This is a genomic window from Streptomyces sp. NPDC057623 (assembly GCF_042800355.1).
GTDB lineage: Bacteria > Actinomycetota > Actinomycetes > Streptomycetales > Streptomycetaceae > Streptomyces.
The window spans coordinates 341,165-356,038 of the sequence record NZ_JBHVGZ010000002.1 but is presented as its reverse complement, the minus strand read 5'-3'; the positions used below and the strand labels follow the sequence as shown (position 1 = coordinate 356,038).

At 71.4% G+C, this 14,874-nt stretch carries 14 protein-coding genes and 1 pseudogene; 12 read left to right on the top strand and 3 right to left on the bottom strand.

Features of this window, described 5'->3' with window-relative positions:
- Positions 1–10: 10 nt before the first annotated feature.
- Positions 11–724: a thioesterase II family protein gene (locus tag ACFU95_RS03775; RefSeq protein WP_383821198.1), complete on the top strand. Its 714-nt coding sequence runs from the start codon at positions 11–13 to the stop codon at positions 722–724.
- A 130-nt stretch (positions 725–854) separates the two neighbouring features.
- A pseudogene (locus tag ACFU95_RS03770) lies at positions 855–2,117 on the top strand (beta-ketoacyl-[acyl-carrier-protein] synthase family protein); the annotation flags it as partial.
- Between the two features lie 68 nt (positions 2,118–2,185).
- On the opposite strand, the gene ACFU95_RS03765 reads toward ACFU95_RS03770, so the two are convergent.
- A complete protein-coding gene (locus ACFU95_RS03765; protein ID WP_383821195.1) occupies positions 2,186–3,238 on the bottom strand; it encodes a Ku protein in 1,053 nt (350 codons plus the stop codon).
- Positions 3,239–3,309: 71 nt separating this feature from the next.
- Here ACFU95_RS03765 and ligD point away from each other — a divergent pair, with 71 nt between their 5' ends.
- Positions 3,310–4,191, top strand: coding sequence for a non-homologous end-joining DNA ligase (gene ligD, locus ACFU95_RS03760; RefSeq protein WP_383821192.1), 882 nt, complete (start codon positions 3,310–3,312; stop codon positions 4,189–4,191).
- 114 nt (positions 4,192–4,305) lie between these two features.
- Here the strand turns inward: ligD and ACFU95_RS03755 are convergent, their stop codons facing one another.
- Positions 4,306–5,112 (bottom strand): nuclease-related domain-containing protein, encoded by an 807-nt coding sequence (locus ACFU95_RS03755; RefSeq protein ID WP_383821190.1) that lies wholly within the window; start codon positions 5,110–5,112, stop codon positions 4,306–4,308.
- 109 nt (positions 5,113–5,221) lie between these two features.
- Here ACFU95_RS03755 and ACFU95_RS03750 point away from each other — a divergent pair, with 109 nt between their 5' ends.
- From ACFU95_RS03750 to ACFU95_RS03725, 6 genes are all read left to right on the top strand, one after another.
- Positions 5,222–5,728, top strand: coding sequence for a dual specificity protein phosphatase family protein (locus tag ACFU95_RS03750; protein WP_383821187.1), 507 nt, complete (start codon positions 5,222–5,224; stop codon positions 5,726–5,728).
- Positions 5,729–5,821: 93 nt separating this feature from the next.
- A complete protein-coding gene (locus tag ACFU95_RS03745) occupies positions 5,822–6,580 on the top strand; it encodes a hypothetical protein (protein WP_383821184.1) in 759 nt (252 codons plus the stop codon).
- Positions 6,577–7,812 (top strand): ATP-binding protein, encoded by a 1,236-nt coding sequence (locus tag ACFU95_RS03740; RefSeq protein ID WP_383821181.1) that lies wholly within the window; start codon positions 6,577–6,579, stop codon positions 7,810–7,812. The genes ACFU95_RS03745 and ACFU95_RS03740 overlap by 4 nt, the downstream gene beginning before the upstream one ends.
- Positions 7,813–7,915: 103 nt before the next feature.
- Positions 7,916–9,298 carry an FtsW/RodA/SpoVE family cell cycle protein gene (locus ACFU95_RS03735; RefSeq protein WP_383821178.1) on the top strand — a complete coding sequence of 461 codons (1,383 nt, stop codon included), beginning with the start codon at positions 7,916–7,918 and terminating at the stop codon, positions 9,296–9,298.
- Positions 9,295–10,770 (top strand): penicillin-binding transpeptidase domain-containing protein, encoded by a 1,476-nt coding sequence (locus ACFU95_RS03730; protein ID WP_383821175.1) that lies wholly within the window; start codon positions 9,295–9,297, stop codon positions 10,768–10,770. The genes ACFU95_RS03735 and ACFU95_RS03730 overlap by 4 nt, the downstream gene beginning before the upstream one ends.
- A gap of 69 nt (positions 10,771–10,839) precedes the next feature.
- On the top strand, positions 10,840–11,358 hold the full coding sequence (locus tag ACFU95_RS03725; protein WP_383821172.1) for a DUF3291 domain-containing protein: 519 nt from the start codon (positions 10,840–10,842) through the stop codon (positions 11,356–11,358).
- Here the strand turns inward: ACFU95_RS03725 and ACFU95_RS03720 are convergent.
- Positions 11,355–12,464, bottom strand: a complete 1,110-nt coding sequence (locus tag ACFU95_RS03720) for a ferritin-like domain-containing protein (RefSeq protein WP_383821169.1) — start codon at positions 12,462–12,464, stop codon at positions 11,355–11,357. The two genes, ACFU95_RS03725 and ACFU95_RS03720, sit on opposite strands and share 4 nt — an antisense overlap.
- 126 nt (positions 12,465–12,590) lie before the next feature.
- Between ACFU95_RS03720 and ACFU95_RS03715 the strand changes: the two genes are divergently transcribed.
- From ACFU95_RS03715 to ACFU95_RS03705, 3 genes are all read left to right on the top strand, one after another.
- A complete protein-coding gene (locus tag ACFU95_RS03715; RefSeq protein ID WP_383821167.1) occupies positions 12,591–13,529 on the top strand; it encodes a diiron oxygenase in 939 nt (312 codons plus the stop codon).
- Between the two features lie 311 nt (positions 13,530–13,840).
- On the top strand, positions 13,841–14,491 hold the full coding sequence (locus tag ACFU95_RS03710) for a TetR/AcrR family transcriptional regulator (protein WP_383821164.1): 651 nt from the start codon (positions 13,841–13,843) through the stop codon (positions 14,489–14,491).
- Between the two features lie 10 nt (positions 14,492–14,501).
- Positions 14,502–14,804, top strand: coding sequence for a hypothetical protein (locus ACFU95_RS03705; protein WP_383821161.1), 303 nt, complete (start codon positions 14,502–14,504; stop codon positions 14,802–14,804).
- The last annotated feature ends 70 nt before the right edge of the window (positions 14,805–14,874 follow it).

Genomic DNA, 14,874 nt, shown 5'->3' with positions numbered 1-14,874 from the left:
GCTCCGGGGCGTGAGCGCGCCCGGCGCGAGGGTCCGGCTGGTGTGCTTTCCGCACGCGGGCGGCGGGGCGGTCTCCTTCCACGACTGGGCCACGCTGACGCCACCGGAGATCGAGGTCGTGTCGGTGCAGTACCCCGGCCGCCAGGACCGGCTGTCCGACCCGTGCGCGACCACGATGGAGGAGCTGGCGGACGCGGCCACGGCGGCCCTGCTGCACGAAGTCACCGACGACCTGCCGCTGGCCCTCTTCGGCCACAGCATGGGGTCGGCGGTGGCGTACGAGGTGGCCCGCCGGCTGGAGGACGTCCCCGGCCGTACCCTCGCCCGCCTGATCGTCTCGGGCCGGAGCAGGCCCCGCGTCCCGCACGAGCAGCCGCCCTGCCCGGCCCCGACCGACCGCGAGATCCTGGACCGCGTCCGCGTCCTGGATCCCGACGGCGCCGACGTCTACGACCACCCCGACCTGCGCCCCCTGATCATGCCGTCGCTGCGCGCGGACTTCGGCCTGCTGGCGGCGTACCGCCCGGCCCACCTGCACCGGCTGGGGATTCCCGTCACGGCCTGCGGCGGCGACCGCGACCCCGCGTGCGCGGTGGAGGACCTCGCGTCGTGGTCGGACGTCACGACGAAGGGGCTGGACGTCCGGGTCTTCGAGGGGAACCACTTCTATCTCAACCCGTGGAAGCGGGAGTTGGCCGGGTTCATCGCCTCGCACCTGCTGTGAGGCGGCCGCGGTGGAGCGGCCGCTTCGAGACAGCCCGCCTTCCGCATGTGCACGCCATGAAAAAGCTGGGCATGTTTCCCCTTCAACAACCAGAGGGGACATGCAGATGAGCGTGGCCGCCGCGTCCCAGCCCCGCAAGGTCGTCGTCACCGGACTCGGGGCGGTCACGCCGCTGGGCGTCGGGGTCGGGGAGTTGTGGCGCGGGCTGCTCGACGGGCGGCACGGGATAGGAGAGCTGGAGGGGGAGGAGTTCGCCGGGCTGCCCGTGCGGGTCGCCGGGGTCGTACCCGTGGACCCCGGCGAACTGCTGCCCAGGCCGGTGGCCCGGCGGATGAACCGGGCCGCGCGCTTCGGGGTGCTGGCCGCCCGGGAGGCATGGGTGGACGCCGGGTTCACCGAGGGCGGCACACGGCAGAGCGGGGTCGATCCGGAGCGGGTGGGGGTCAGTCTGGGCGCCATCCTCGGGGACGCGTCCGTACTGGTGGGCGGGGACCGGAAGTTGCGGGAGCAGGGGCCGCGGGCCGTCTCGCCGCTGACCACGCCGATGACCGTGCCCTCGCAGGCCGCCTCCCAGATCTCGCTCGACCTGCATGTCACCGGCGAGGCCAGGACCGTGACGAGCGCCTGCGCGTCGGGGACGGAGGCCATAGGGCAGGCGATCGACCGCATACGGTACGGGCAGCTCGACGTCGCTCTCGCGGGCGGCGCCGAAGCGGTCGTCACACCGGCGATCATGGCGTCCTTCGCGGCGATGCGGGCGCTGGCCGACGGGGATCCCTCGAAGGGCTCCCCCTCCCGGCCCTTCGCCAAGGACCGGAACGGGTTCGTCAACGGCGAGGGCGCCGGGATCCTCGTACTGGAGGCGGAGGAGCACGCGCGGGCCCGTGGCGCCCGGATCTACTGCGAGGCCGCGGGCTGGGGCCTGTCCGCCGACGCCCACCACATGGCCGCCCCCGACCCGTCCGGCACCGGCGTCGCGCTCGCCCTGCGACGGGCGCTGCGGGACGCCGGGGGCGAGGTCGGAGACGTCGTCCATGTGAACGCCCATGCCACGGCGACGATCGAGGGCGACCTCGCGGAGGCCGGGGCGCTGCGGGCGGTACTCGGGCGACGGAGGGTCCCCGTCACCGCGCTCAAGGGGCACCTGGGGCATCTGCAGGGGGCCGCGGGCGGGGTGGAGGCCGTCGCCGCCGTACTGACACTGCATCACGGGGTGGTGCCGCCGACCGTGGGGACCGGGGAGGTCGACGACGCGATCGACCTGGACGTGGTGCGGGGAGCACCGCGCGCGTTGCCGGCGGACGGGGACCTGGTGCTCAGCAACTCGTTCGGGTTCGGCGGTCACAACGCGGTGTTGGCGTTGCGGCGGACGGCTGGAGGCGCTGACCGGTGAGGCCGGCCGGGGCGGGGCGTGGTGGGGCCGGGTGGGGCGAGGCCCGGTGAGCGATCGCGCGCGGCGGGTCAGGCCGAGCGCTTACGGACCGTGGCCTTCTTGGCCGTCGTCTTCTTCGCCGTGCTCTTCGCCGTGCTCTTGGCGGTGCTCTTTGCGGTGCTCTTCGCCGTCGTCCTCTTCGCTCCCTGAGCCGTCTTCGACGTCGACTTCTTCGCGGACGCCGTCTTCTTCGCCGCGGTCTTCTTCGTCGCGGTCGACTTCTTGCCGGACGTCTGCTTCGGTGCCGCTCGGGACGTCTTGCTCCGGGGCATGCGCCGGACCTCCGCCTCCTCCTCCGGCTCCTCGCCGCGCGACTCCTTCGCCGCCCGGACGCTCTTCTCCAGGGCCGCCATCAGGTCGAGGACCTTGCCGGACTTCGCCGGTTCGGGAGACTCCGGCGGGGCCTCGCCGGCCGCCTTCGCGGCGACGACCTCCTCCAGGGCCTCGCGGTAGGCGTCGTGCAGCTCGTCGAGCTCGATCTCGCCGAGGGTGTCCATCAGGGCGTCCGCGAGGTCCAGCTCCTTGTCGTTCACGGTGACATGCGTGTCCGGCGCGACACCCTCGGGCGCCCGGACCTCGTCCGGCCACAGCAGCCCGTGCATGGCGATGGCGTCCTCGACCACCCGCAGCATGCCCAGGCGTTCACGGCCGCGCAGCGCGAACTTCGCGATCGCCACCTTCTGGCTCCGCTTCAGCGCCTCCCGCAGCAACGTGTACGGCTTGGCCGCGGGCGCCCCGCCCGCCGCGAGGTAGTACGCGCTCTCCATCTGGAGCGGGTCGATGCGGTCGGCCGGCACGAACGCCACGATCTCGATCGTCTTCGCGGTCGGGAGCGGCAGGTGGGACAGGTCCTCGTCCGTGATCGGGATGATGGTGCCGTCCGCGTCCTCGTAGCCCTTGCCGATCTCGGCCTGGGTGACCTCGCGGTCCTCCAGCTCGCAGACCTTGCGGTAGCGAATACGGCCGCCGTCCTCGGTGTGGATCTGGCGGAAGGAGATCGTGTGGCTCTCGGTCGCGTTCACGACCTTGATCGGGATGCTGACCAGGCCGAACGAGATGGCGCCGTTCCAGATGGATCGCACGTGCAGCACCCTTTCGATCGCCATGCCAGGCTTGCCCGGACATCCACCGTGTTTTCTGGAATTCTCATCGTATGACGCCGATCACAGAGGTGGAGGGGCGACGGCTGGCGCTCAGCAATCTGGAGAAGGTGCTGTATCCGGCGACCGGCTTCACCAAGGGCGAGTTGCTGCACTACTACGCCACCACGGCCGACTTCCTGCTGCCGCATCTGCGGGACCGGCCCGTGTCCTTCCTGCGCTACCCGGACGGCCCGGACGGCCAGGTGTTCTTCACCAAGAACGTCCCGCCGGGCACCCCCGACTGGGTCACCACGGCCGAGGTCCCCCGCGTCGAGGGGCCGGCCCGCATGGTGTTCGTGCAGGACCTCGCGAGCCTGATGTGGGCCGCGAATCTCGTCACCGAGTTCCATACGCCCCAGTGGGTGATCGACGCGCCCGGCGAGGCCGACCGGCTGGTCTTCGACCTCGACCCCGGAACGCCCGCGACCGTGGTCGAGTGCTGTGAGGTCGCCCTCTGGCTGCGGGAGCGGCTGGCCGCCGACGGCATCGAGGCGTACGCCAAGACCTCCGGCTCGAAGGGCCTCCATCTCGCCGCGACCATCCGGCCGGCGCCTTCCGCACAGGCCACCGAGTACGCCAGGGAACTCGCCGTGGAGGCCGAGAAGGACCTGCCCCGGCTCGCGATCCACCGGATGACCAGGAGCCTGCGGCCCGGCAAGGTCTTCGTCGACTGGAGCCAGAACGCCGCCCGCAAGACGACGGCGACGCCCTACACCCTGCGCGCCCGCCGCGAGCCCACGGTCTCCGCGCCGGTCACCTGGGAGGAGGTGGCGCAGTGCCGCTCCCCCGCCGCCCTCACCGTCCTCGCCCCGGACCTGGCCCCGCGCCTCCAGAAGTACGGCGACCTGCTGGCTCCGCTTCTCGACGCGGACGGTGCGGGCGCGCTGCCGTAGACCTTCCTCGCCCCCGCCGCCCCTACCCGTCCCATCCTCCCGGGGCTCCGCCCCGGACCCCGCTCCTCAAACGCCGGAGGGGCTGGATTTCCCGCGCCGGGCGGACCGCGTGGCTCAGCCGGCGGTGAGCCACGCCCGTCGGTCCCTCGCCATCGCGTGCAGCGCCTCCACGTCCGCCGGCTTCAGCACCCCGCCCAGCCGGGCCAGTCCCGCCAGCTCCGTGTCCCGCAGGACACGGAGGTCCCGCGGCGGTGCGGTGACCGTCACGTCGGCCGGGGCGACCAGGGCGAGGACCGGGTGGACCTCGGCGGTCAGGGCGTAGGAGGCGCGGTCGGCGTCGGCGCGGACGCGGCGGAGCAAGGGGTACGCCTCGCGGCGGCCGAGGGAGACCACCGGGTCGGCGACGGTCACCTTCCGCCTGCGGGCGTACAGGGTGTGCAGCGCGAACAGCCCGCCGGGCCCGATCACCAGATGGTGGATCCGGTCGCCGCCGGGCAGCGGCACGGAGTGCAGCGCGTGCCAGCCCGCGCCGTCCAGCCGGTCCAGAGCCTCCCCGACCGTCTGTTCCGCCGTCAGCGCCCGGCGCCTCGGGTCGGCACGGACCCGGTGGGAGGGCCCCGGGTCCCGGTCGAGGGCGACCAGGAGCGCCTCGCCGGGACGGTTGGGCGCGAGGTCGTCGTCCGGGTGCAGGCTCAGCCGGGCCAGCTCGGCGGGGGTGGGGACCGGGGGCGGGCCCACGGTCACCGGGCCGGTGACGAAGGGGCCGAGGGCCTCCAGGACGTCGTCTCTGCGGTCGTCGGAGAGCAGGTTGATCCGGGCCGCCTCACGGTCGTACCAGGCGATGTTCCGCCCGTCCGCGGCGCAGACGTAGAGCCGTTCCTGGCCGTGCCGCCAAGCCGGTATGACGCGCAGTCCGCTCATGCACCATCACCCCACTGACCATGGGAACAGGCGGGGTGCTGCGGGGGCAAGAACCCGGCTACCTTTGAGAGGAGTTGGGCAGGCCCCAGGGGTGGCCGGGGAGGCGCCGTTGCATAGCCGCAGGAAGCAACCCGACGTACCGGCTCCGGGCAGCCCGTGGAGCGAGATCGTGCCCGGTCTGTGGATGGGCGGGCACGAGTTCCGGGGGCAGTCGGGGCAACTGGAGTTCGCGGTCGTCCGGGACGAGTTCGATCTCGTGCAGACGCTGCTGCGCCTGCCCGGACACGGGCCGGATCCCGGTGTCCCGCACCAGGTGTGGCCGATTCCCGACGGGCCGCTGGACGGCACCCAGCTCTCGGGGGTGATCCGGCTGGCGGAGGCGGCGTGCGAGGCGCTGGACGAGGGCCGCAGGGTCCTCGTCCGCTGCTATCACGGGTACAACCGCTCGGGACTGGTCATCGCCCACGCCCTGACCCGCCGGAGTCACTCCGCCGACCAGGCGATCCGGCTGATACGCTCCCGCCGCTCTCCGTGGGCCCTGCACAACGAGCTGTTCGTCGACTACCTCGGAGCCGGCCTGTCGACCGCCCGGCTCCTTGAGGAACTCGCCGAGTAACCGTTTCGCCCGTCCGCTCCCCGAGTGCGCAAAAAGGACTTCCGTCCGAATAGTGTGTACGGGCCGACACCCGCCCCGAGCCCCAGGAGAACCGTGCCCCGCAGCCGCCCCGCGCGCACCGCCGCGCTCGGTGTCCTTCTCGCACTGCTGCTGGCGGCCGCCACGGCGTGCGGTGACGCCGGGGAGCTCAAGGGCGCGGGCCCGACCGAGACCGCGGTCAGCCCGGACAAGCTCTGGCCGAAGCTGACGCCGGCATCCCGCCCCGCCTACGAGATCGGCGAGGTGAACCGGGAGGTCGTCAAGGGCGTCACCGTTCCCGGGGGTGACCTCCGCGACGTGAGCCCGGTGGCGGTCGTGCGCAAGGAGATCGCCAAGAGCCCGGGGGACTACGTGGGCGACGACGCCCCGTACCGCGACACCGGCCGGCTGATGGCCGACTGCGCCAAGGGCGCCGGCCACGGGAAGTGCCCGGTGCTGCGGCCCTACCTCCGGGATCTGACCGGCGACGGACAGCCCGAGCTGACGGTGGGCTTCCGGCTGATGCCCGGCAAGACGACCGCGGTGCGCGTCTACACCATCGAGAAGCACCGGCTCGTACAGGTGATGACCTGGGACGACGCCGTCTCCAGCGTCGAGCTGGCCGGGCGGTCGGTGATCATACGTTCGCCGTCCGAGGTGGCCGGCTACGAGTACCGGCTCCAGTGGACCTGGGACGCGGACCAGAAGGCGATGCTGCTCACGCACGACGAGATGCTGCGCACCGGGCCGCACAAGTCCCCCCGCCCCTCCGCCTCGCCTTCGGCCTCGCACTCCGCGTCCCGTTCGCCCTCCTCCCCGGCGAGCACGCCATGAGGCTCGGACTCCCCCGGTGGGCCGGCGCGCTCGCCGTGAAGGCATCCGCCTTCATCACGGTGATGTGCTGCGCGCTCGCCGTGATGCTCGGCATCCTCGTACACGTCTCGGTGACCAACCAGACCGTCGGCCAGGCCCGCGACCTCGCGCTGTCCCGGCTGGAGGACGCGACGGCGGCGTTCGAGGCCGGGGACACCCTCCGGCACGGCGTCGCCCTCGACCCGCCGGAGCTGCCCGAGTCCCTGCGCGAACTGGCCGTCGCCGGGGAGCGCGGCACGATGGTCGCCGAGTACCGGGGGCGGCCCACGATGTGGGCGGCGGGCCCCGCCGATGGGGAGCGGGCCCTCGCGGTCGAGGTCGACTACTCGCAGCAGGCCCGCACCATCGAGGGGCTGGACCGGGCGATCGTGTGGTCGTCCGGGCTGGCGATCGGGGCGACGGTGCTGGTGGGCGCGTTCGCGGTGACCCGGGTGACGCGCCGGCTGCACGCCACGGCCCGGGTGGCCCGGCGGATCAGCGCCGGCGACCTGGACGCGCGCGTCGACGATCCCCGTACGAAGGATCCGACCCGGCCGCAGGACGAGGTGGCCGCCGTGGCCGCCGCCCTCGACTCCATGGCGTCGTCGTTGCAGAGCAAGCTGCTCGCCGAGCAGCGGTTCACGGCGGACGTCGCGCACGAGCTGCGTACCCCGCTGACCGGGCTGCACGCGGCGGCCGAGTTGCTGCCGCCGGGGCGGCCCACGGAGTTGGTGCGGGACCGGGTGGCCGCGTTGCGCACGCTGACCGAGGACCTGCTGGAGATCTCGCGGCTGGACAGCGGGCGGGAGCGGTCGGAGGTGGACACCGAGCCGTTGGGGGCGTTGGCCGAGCGGGTGGTGCGGGCGTCCGGGACCGAGACCGAGGTCGCCGTGGTGCGGGACGCCGTGGTGGACACCGACCGGCGGCGGCTGGAACGGGTGCTGGGGAATCTGGTGGCGAACGCGCACAAGCACGGGCGGGGGCCGGTGTCCCTGACGGTGGACGGACCGGTGGTCACCGTGCGGGATCACGGCGTGGGCTATCCGGAGTACCTGGTCGCGCACGGGCCGCAGCGCTTCCGTACAGAGGGCGGGTCCAAGGGACACGGGCTGGGGCTGACCATCGCGTTGGGGCAGGCGGAGGTCCTGGGTGCGCGGCTCACCTTCGCCAACGCGGCGGACGGCGGTGCGGTCGCGACCCTGGTCCTGCGGTAGCCGACCGCCCTCCTTCCGGGTGATCCGGACGACATCGGGCACAAGCCACGCTGGCGCTGAGCCGTAAGACACACAAGACGGACTAATTAGGTAAGTTCCGGACATGACCAAGGCCGGAACCACCCTGGTGGCAGCGGACACGCCCGCTCCCGCCGTACGTCTCCCCCGGCGCCGTGGCATCGAACTGGCCCTCATCGTCGTGGCCGTGCTGCTCTCCGTGTACGGCTACTGCGCGGTCGGCCTCGCCAGGCACGGCACCGTCCCGCCCGGAGCCGCCGGCTACGGCGCCGGGCTCGGCGTACTCGCGCTGGTCGCGCATCTGGCGGTGCGCCTGCGCGCCCCCTGCGCCGACCCGCTGCTGCTGCCGATCGGCGTACTGCTCAACGGCCTCGGCCTGGTCCTGATCTACCGGCTCGACCTGGAGACACCGGACGACCTGGCGGCCCCCGCCCAACTCGTCTGGTCCACGCTGGGCGTGGCGCTGTTCATCCTGGTCGTCCTCCTGCTGCGCGACCATCGCGTCCTCCAGCGCTACTCCTACGTCTGGGTCGTCGCCGCACTCGTCCTCCTCACCCTGCCGATCTTCTTCCCCTCCGTGAACGGCGCCCGCATCTGGATCAGGATCGCCGGATTCTCCATCCAGCCCGGCGAGTTCGCGAAGGTGCTGCTCGCGGTGTTCTTCGCGGCGTATCTGGCCGCCAACCGCAGTGCGCTGGCGTACACGGGCCGTCGTGTCCTCGGGATCGAGCGACTGCAACTGCCCACCGGCCGCGTCCTCGGCCCGATCGTCGCCATCTGGCTGCTGAGCGTGGGTGTGCTGGTCCTCGAACGCGATCTCGGCACCTCCCTGCTGTTCTTCGGCCTGTTCGTGGTCCTTCTCTACGTCGCCACCGGCCGCACCGGCTGGATCGCGCTCGGCCTGCTGCTCGCGGCACTCGGCGCGGTGGCCGTCGGGCAGTTGGAGCCGCATGTCCACGGCAGGGTCGAGGACTGGCGGCATCCGTTCGCGTCGATCGAGGCGGGCGAGGGCCCCAACCAGCTGTCCCAGTCGCTGTTCGCCTTCGCGGCGGGCGGCATGGCCGGCACGGGACTGGGCCTCGGCCACTCGACCCTGATCGGCTTCGCGACCAAGTCGGACTTCATCCTGGCGACGGCCGGGGAGGAACTGGGCCTGGCGGGCCTGTCCGCGATCTTCCTCCTCTACGGCCTGCTGGTGGAGCGCGGCTACCGTGCCGGGCTCGCCCTGCGCGACCCCTTCGGGCGGCTGCTCGCCGTGGGGCTCGCCTCGATCGTGGCGCTCCAGGTGTTCGTGATCGCGGGCGGGGTGACGGGTCTGATCCCCCTGACCGGCATGGCGATGCCGTTCCTCGCACAAGGAGGCTCGTCGGTGGTCACCAACTGGGCGATCGTGGCGCTGCTGATCCGGCTGAGTGACAAGGCACGCAGCCGACTCGGCGTGCCCAGGGGCGAGGAGGCGACCCGATGACCCGGCACATCCGGCACGCCGCCTTCTTCTGCGCCCTGCTGCTGGTCGCGCTGCTCGTGAACGCCGCCCGCATCCAGGTCTTCGAGGCGCCGTCCTACGACGACAACATCGCCAACCGGCGCACCACGATCTCCCGTTACGGCCAGCCGCGCGGCGACATCCTGGTCGACGGCGCCCCGGTCACCGGATCCCGCGACACCCGCGAACCCCTCCGCTACGAACGGACGTACACGAACGGCCCGATGTACGCCCCCGTCACCGGCTTCGCCTCGCAGGTGTACGGCACGACCCTCCTGGAGCATTCGGAGGACGGCGTCCTGTCGGGCACGGACCCGCTGCTCTCGCCCTTCCCCCTCTGGAACGGCGGCGTCCGCGACCGCTACCCCAGCGGCGACGTCGTCACCACCCTCCGCCAGGCCGCACAGCGCGCGGCGTACGAAGGTCTGGCGGGCCGCAAGGGCGCGGTGGCGGCCGTCGAGCCGGCGACGGGCCGGATCCTGGCCCTGGTGTCCGCCCCCTCGTACGACCCGTCCGTCCTGTCCGGGAACCGCTCGGCGGTGGCCCGGTCCTGGGCGACGCTGAACCGCGATCCGGACAAACCGATGCTCAACCGGGCGGTGCGCAAGACGTATCCGCCGGGTTCGACCTTCAAGGTGCTCACGGCGGCCGCCGCCCTGGACTCGGGCGTGGTCGAGGACCTGGACAGGCCGACCGACTCGCCGGCCCCGTACACCCTGCCGGGCACCAGGACCTCCCTCACGAACGAGTCCGAGGGCTGCGAGGACGTCCCGCTGCGGAAGGCGTTCGAGTGGTCGTGCAACACCGTGTTCGCCAAGCTGGGCGTCAAGGTCGGCGTGGACCGGATGGCGACGACCGCGAGGGCCTTCGGCTTCAACGACGCGAACCTCAAGATCCCCTACTCGGTGGCCGAGAGCACCTTCGACACGACCGTCGACAAGGCACAGCTCGCCCTGTCGTCGATCGGCCAGTACAACACCCGTGCGACGCCGCTCCAGATGGCCATGGTCGCGGCGGCCGTGGCGAACGGCGGCCAGGTGCGCTCGCCGTACCTCGTGGAGCGCACGACCCGGGCCGGCGGCTCCACGGTGTCGACGGGCGGTTCCCGGCCGGCACGACAGGCCATGCGCCCGTCGACGGCCGTACTCCTGAAGGAACTCATGGTGGACGTGGTGCGGGAGGGCACCGGCTCGAACGCCTGGATCCCGGGCGCGACGGTCGGCGGCAAGACCGGTACGGCCCAGCACGGCCTCGGCAACTCCGGGACGCCGTACGCCTGGTTCGTCTCCTGGGCGAAGGGCGACACCGACCTGGAGCCCAAGGTCGCCGTCGCCGTGGTGGTGGAGGACGCGGACGCGGACCGGGGCGAGATCAGCGGCGGCGGGGACGCTGCGCCGATCGCACGGGCGGTGATGGAGGCGGTGCTGAACTCGCCCCCGAAGGACAGCCGTTGACGCGCGGCCGGCGCCCAAGCCCTGAGACACCCCTGGGACTTCCGCCCGCCCCGACCTATCGTTCGGTCCATGACGACATCAGCCGCGCGGGAAGCCGCCCACGAACTCGCACAGGTCAACATCGCCCGCCTCAAGGCCCCGCTGGACTCACCGCAGTTGAAGGACTTCGTCGACAACCTCGACCCCGTGAACGCCGACGCGGAGGCCGCGGACGGCTTCGTCTGGCGCCTGAAGGGCGACTCCGGCGACGCGACCGATGTGAGGGTGTTCGGTGACGAGTGGCTGATCATCAACCTGACGATGTGGCGGGACACGAACGCCCTCACCGCGTACATGTACCAGGGCCGCCACCGCGAGATGCTGGCCCGCCGCCGCGAATGGTTCGAGCGGGTGCAGGAGGCCATGACGGCCCTGTGGTGGGTGCCCGCGGGCCACCGCCCGACGGCCGCGGAAGCGGAGTCCCGCCTCCTCCACCTCCGCACGAACGGCCCGACGCCGTACGCCTTCACCCTGCGCACGTCGTTCCCGGCGCAGGGCGCGGAGCCGGTGTCCGGCGAGGTACCGGACGGACTGGGCTGCTCGGCCTAGGCCTCGTCCGCCCCCTCCTCGATCGCCTCCCCGACCTCGGCGACCCGCTCCCGCTCCTCCGCCGCGAACCGCTCCGCGTCCAGCTTCTCGGCGATCTCCTCGTCCTGCGCCATCAGCAGGTCCAGATTCGAGTCGCCCATCTCGAACACACCCATGTCCACATAGGCCTGTTGAAGGCGCGTGCCCCACAGCCCGATGTCCTTCACACAGGGAACGATGCGGGAGAAGAGCAGCCGCCGGAACAACTGCAAGAACTCGGACCGCTCACTGATCTGCTCGGCCTCGGCTCGCGGTATGCCGAAGTTCTCCAGAACCTCGACACCCCGCAGCCGGTCCCGCATCAGATAGCAGCCCTCGATGACGAACTCCTCACGCTCACGAAGCTCGGCGTCACTCAACTGCTTGTAGTAGTCCCGCAGCGCCATCCGCCCGAAGGCGACGTGCCGGGCCTCGTCCTGCATCACATACGCGAGGATCTGCTTCGGCAACGGCTTGGTGGTGGTGTCCCGGATCATCCCGAAGGCGGCCAGCGCGAGTCCCTCGATCAACACCTGCATACCGAGATACGGCATGTCCCACCGGCTGTCCCGCAGGGTGTCCCCCAGCAGGGCCTGCAGATTGTCATTGATCGGATAGACCATCCCGACCTTTTCCTGCAGAAAGCGACCGTAGATCTCGGCATGCCGCGCCTCGTCCATCGTCTGGGTCGCCGAATAGAACTTCGCGTCCATGTCGGGCACCGACTCCACGATCCGCGCCGCACAGATCATCGCGCCCTGCTCACCGTGCAGAAACTGGCTGAACTGCCAGGAGGCGTAATGCTTTCTCAGCTCGCCCCGCTCCCGCTCGCTCATCTTCGCCCAGTACGACGTCCCGTAGAGCGCCATCGCCTCCTCCGGCGTACCGAGCGCGTCGCACGGATCGACCTCGGCATCCCAGTCGATCCGCAGCCGACCGTCCCACTGCTTGTCCTTGCCCTTCTGGTACAGGGCCAGAAGCCGCTCGCGGCCGTCGTCGTACTCCCAGCTGAAACGGGCCGCGCCGGCCGCCGGCACCTGCCACTGAGACTCTCCGGGGTCCTTGGCGTACAGGTCGTATGTCGGCATGCCCCGCAGGCTCACACGCGGTAGACGCCGGGTCAACAAGTCCTGCGCGAGGGATTGACGACCTTGCTGACAAGCAGTCTCATAAGACTCGGACGACGTACCCCCGGTAACAGAGGTGAGAGACCGATGACGACCCTGACGGAAGGCGACGCGCTCGACGGGCTGCGCGACGCACTCGGCCTGCTCAAGGACCGCGAACAGGTGGCCGAACGCCTCCTCGCCTCTGCCGCCAAGCACTCCTTCGACCCCGACAAGGAACTGGACTGGGACGCGCCCTTCGAGGAGGGCAAGTGGTTCTGGCCCCCGGAGCTGGTCTCGCTCTACGACACGCCTCTGTGGAAACGCATGAGCGAGGACCAACGGATCCTCCTCTCCCAGCACGAGGCCGCCGCCCTCGCCTCCCTGGGCATCTGGTTCGAGCTGATCCTCATGCAGCTCCTGGTCCGCCACATCTACGACAAGGCGGCCACGAGCGCCCACGTCCGCTACGCCCTCACCGAGATCGAGGACGAGTGCCGGCACTCCAAGATGTTCGCCCGCCTGATCTCCCACGGCGACACACCCTGGTACCCCGTCAGCCGCGCGCACCAGAACCTCGGCCGCCTCTTCAAGACGATCTCCACCACCCCCGGCTCCTTCACCGCCACCCTCCTCGGCGAGGAGGTCCTCGACTGGATGCAGCGCCTGACCTTCCCGGACGAGCGAATACAGCCCCTGGTCCGCGGCGTCACCCGCATCCACGTGGTCGAGGAGGCCCGCCACGTCCGGTACGCCCGCGAGGAACTGCGCCGCCAGATGGTGACGGCCCCGAAGTGGTCCCAGGAGTTCACTCGCGTCACATCCGGCGAGTTCGCCCGCGTCTTCTCCGTGGCCTTCGTCAACCCCGAGGTCTACACGAACGTAGGCCTGGACAAACGAGAAGCGATGGCCCAGGTCAAGGCCAGCGCCCACCGCCGCGAGGTCATGCAGACAGGCGCCAAGCGCCTCACCGACTTCCTGGACGACATCGGCGTACTACGCGGAGTGGGCCGCCACCTGTGGAGGTCATCGGGCCTACTGGCATAGCCCGGGGATGTCGCGCGCCCCACGGGCCCGGCAGCCGCGTACGGCGGCAAGGGGACGCGTCGGGGGGTGTCCGCCCGCAGAGTCCGGTGTCAAGACACGGCACCTCCTGGCAAAAGCCCAACGCACCGGACCGAGGACGGACACCCCCCGACGCGGCCCCGACCCACAAACCAACCGAACCGCGCTACACAAGCCCCCACCGAACCCGCACAGGCGCCGCAGGCACAGACGCGCACCCCCACCCACCAGCAACAGGCCACGGCGGGCACCAACACGCACCCACCCCCCGGCACCCGACTACGCTGCTGGTCATGACGCCCTCGGCCACCCCCGCCTACCGCCGCCTAAGCGTCGAGGAACGCCGCACCCAGCTCCTCAACGCAGCCCTCACCCTCTTCGCACACCGCGCCCCCGAGGACGTGTCCCTGGACGACGTGGCAGAGGCAGCCGGCGTCTCCCGCCCCCTCGTGTACCGCTACTTCCCCGGTGGCAAGCAACAGCTCTACGAGGCCGCCCTACGCTCGGCCGCCGAAGAGCTCCAGCACTGCTTCGACGAACCCCGCGAGGGCCCCCTCCTCCCCCGCCTCTCCCGCGCCCTCGACCGCTACCTCACCTTCGTGGACGAACACGACGCCGGCTTCAGCGCCCTCCTCCAGGGCGGCAGCGTCGTCGAGACCTCCCGCACGACCGCCATAGTCGACGGTGTACGCCGAGCCGCCGCCGAGCACATCCTCAGCCACCTCCAGGCCACCGACCCCGGCCTCCGCCTCCGCATGACCGTGCGCATGTGGATCACCGCGGTCGAGGCGGCGTCCCTGATCTGGCTCGACGAGGGCAAGCAGCCCCCCGTGGAGGAACTACGGGACTGGCTGGTCGACCAGTTCGCAGCCGCACTCACCGTCACAGCGAACCGGGATCCCCAGACCGCCGCCCTGACCGAGCAGCTCACGGCGGATGGCTGACACTGGTGCCGTGAAGAGCGAAGACACCCCCTTCGAGGGCGGCCCCATGGACGGCCGCGTCCTGCCCGTACTCCTGGGCATCACAGGCCACCCGCCCAAGACGTACCGCATCCCCGTCCCCGACCCGCACGGCGGCCCGCCCACGGTCCTCGTCTACCGTCGCGTCCCGCGCACACCGGGCACCCGCGTGGGCCTCTCCCACCGCTGGAAGTACGAGTACGCCCCCGAGGGCACTCCGAGCCGCCGACCGAACTGGCCGTGGTCCAAGCCGGACACCACGCCGCAGGGCAAGCCACACGACACGAACGAGTGATGCTGCTCCGCCGACCCGCGCACACCTACCGCGCGAACAGGCCGTCATCGGCTCATGCTCGCGATGCGGA